This window comes from Blautia sp. AM29-29 (genome assembly GCF_003480555.1).
Classification (GTDB): Bacteria; Bacillota; Clostridia; order Lachnospirales; family Lachnospiraceae; genus Fusicatenibacter; species Fusicatenibacter saccharivorans.
This window is the reverse complement of the sequence record NZ_QUJD01000047.1, coordinates 1-1,779: the sequence shown is the minus strand read 5'-3', so window position 1 is coordinate 1,779 and position 1,779 is coordinate 1. Positions and strand designations below refer to the sequence as shown.

General features: G+C 46.5%; 4 protein-coding genes. All 4 read right to left on the bottom strand.

From position 1 onward, the window contains the following. Positions 1 to 246 precede the first annotated feature (246 nt). On the bottom strand, positions 247 to 486 hold the full coding sequence (gene tnpB / locus DW769_RS16255) for an IS66 family insertion sequence element accessory protein TnpB (RefSeq protein WP_117801430.1): 240 nt from the start codon (positions 484 to 486) through the stop codon (positions 247 to 249). Then, positions 480 to 890 carry an IS66 family insertion sequence element accessory protein TnpA gene (gene tnpA / locus DW769_RS16250; protein WP_242998605.1) on the bottom strand — a complete coding sequence of 137 codons (411 nt, stop codon included), beginning with the start codon at positions 888 to 890 and terminating at the stop codon, positions 480 to 482. Before tnpA ends, tnpB begins: the two co-directional genes overlap by 7 nt. Before the next feature lie 141 nt (positions 891 to 1,031). Continuing rightward, positions 1,032 to 1,418 carry a hypothetical protein gene (locus tag DW769_RS16245; RefSeq protein WP_117801429.1) on the bottom strand — a complete coding sequence of 129 codons (387 nt, stop codon included), beginning with the start codon at positions 1,416 to 1,418 and terminating at the stop codon, positions 1,032 to 1,034. Between the two features lie 140 nt (positions 1,419 to 1,558). Then, positions 1,559 to 1,779, bottom strand: a 221-nt coding sequence (locus DW769_RS16240) for a hypothetical protein (RefSeq protein ID WP_442857765.1), incomplete at its 5' end; no start/stop codon positions are given.

The following is a 1,779-nucleotide window of genomic DNA, read 5'->3' as shown; positions in this document are numbered from 1 at the left end:
TTTTGGTGCAAGCGTAATTCATGAGTAACGTAGCAATATTTTGCGCTTACTTTACTAAAGGAAAACAACGCCTGAAAAATGCCGAATTTACAAGGGATTTCCGGATTTTTCTATGCAGGATTTCTGCCAGGATCCACGAGCTTTTTATTCTGCTTTGAGGGCTTTTGGCTGGTCAATATCAATCCCGGACATCAGCCAGTCAAACTCCCGCCAGGAAAGATTCCGGACCTCTGACTGCTTTCTGGGCTATTGATAACCGCCGCGGACAGACAATCGCTTATAGATCAGAACGAAGCCATCCGGTTCGCGGAACAAGGCTTTAATCCTGTTCCGTCTTCTTCCACAGAAAAGGAAGAGAGCACTGGACGACGGATCCATCTTAAGCTGGTCTTCGATAACGGTGCAGAGTCCGTCAATAGATTTCCTCATATCCGTGTAGCCACAGACAATGTAGATCTTCTCAAGTCCGGAAACATCACCTAACATGAAAACTCCTGAAGCATGCGAAAAGTCCTGGTGAGCAGAACAGGATCCGCATCATTGCTGATGCGGACTGTGATATCCTTCATAGAAACTTCAATCGTATGTGGATTGTCAAGGTTCGAATTTAGCATCTGCGATGCGGTATGCTGTTCCGGAATGTGATCCGGAACAATGTCAATGGGAACCACGTCCTGTTTCGGGCGTGGAACCTCAAGATGACCATAATTCGCCGCTGGGATCTGATCCGCTGCTGTTTTCCGACAACGGCTGACCCAGTTGTAAAAGGTGCTTACTGCAATGTCGTTTTCACGACACCAGTCAGCATCTGTCATGCCGCTCTGACGGCATTCATTGATAAGTCTGATCTGTTCCACCATCGGAACGCGGGTCTTGCGAGTACCTGCCATAACCTATCCTCCATAATTGTAGTGAAATAATCTAAGTATCTATCAGCTGCAATTATAGGGGAAATCTAAGGATTTGAAAATCCGCAGGAATACTTGGCGCTTACTGTATTACTCTCACAGTGAAGCGTTTTTCGTTACAAACTATATGTCGAGAACCTCCAGCATCAGCCGCATCCCGACTTTCATGCCTTCCTCAAAGGCAGTCTTTTCCCAAGCGCAGCACACACTCCCCTGTCTGTCCATAATTTTCTCCCACAGCGGGATATCTCCGCCGTAGTCATCCACCAAGACATCCATTCCAGCTATACCTCTGAGCCAAGTTTCCAGATCTTTCTCTTTTTGCTTGGCCTCCTTGCCGGCCTCGGTGGTCTGCGGTGCTATGGAATTATTCTCCGTGTAATGCTCGTAGATCAAATCCAGCAGATTCTCGACCGGTGGATAGTACTTCGGCGATGCTCCTTCCAAGTATCTTTTCAATATTTCTTTTAGTTTTTCTATGACGCTACCGCCCTTTCCAACCGTGAGCAATTACATTCTGCTCCCCGGTTAGGATGGATATTAGCATCAGGTTTTGCACATAGCAACTTGTTTTTACGATTAGTTTTGACTAACCCACACCTCTAAAAATAACCGTGCGAACTTCTGGAGTTCAGTCCACACGGCTTATATTACTTCAGCTTCTCAAGAATCTCATCAGCACTCATGCCGCCAGCCAGCAGTTTCTTAACCACAGCCTCAGCTTCCGACTTTTTCGCTTCTTCAGCTGCTTTCTGATCCGCTTTAGCTTTCTTTGCTTCGAGCTTGGCGATTTCCTTTTCAACCTGCTTAATCTCAGCGTAAACGGTAGAATACGAGCACCTTGACAAATAGCAGACCGCTTTTGCGGTCT

Bases quoted from the DNA above. Each gene is read 5' to 3' on its own strand.
- tnpB (WP_117801430.1), bottom strand. From the start codon at position 486: ATGTTAGGTGATGTTTCCGGACTTGAGAAGATCTACATTGTCTGTGGC.
- tnpA (WP_242998605.1), bottom strand. From the start codon at position 890: ATGGCAGGTACTCGCAAGACCCGCGTTCCGATGGTGGAACAGATCAGA.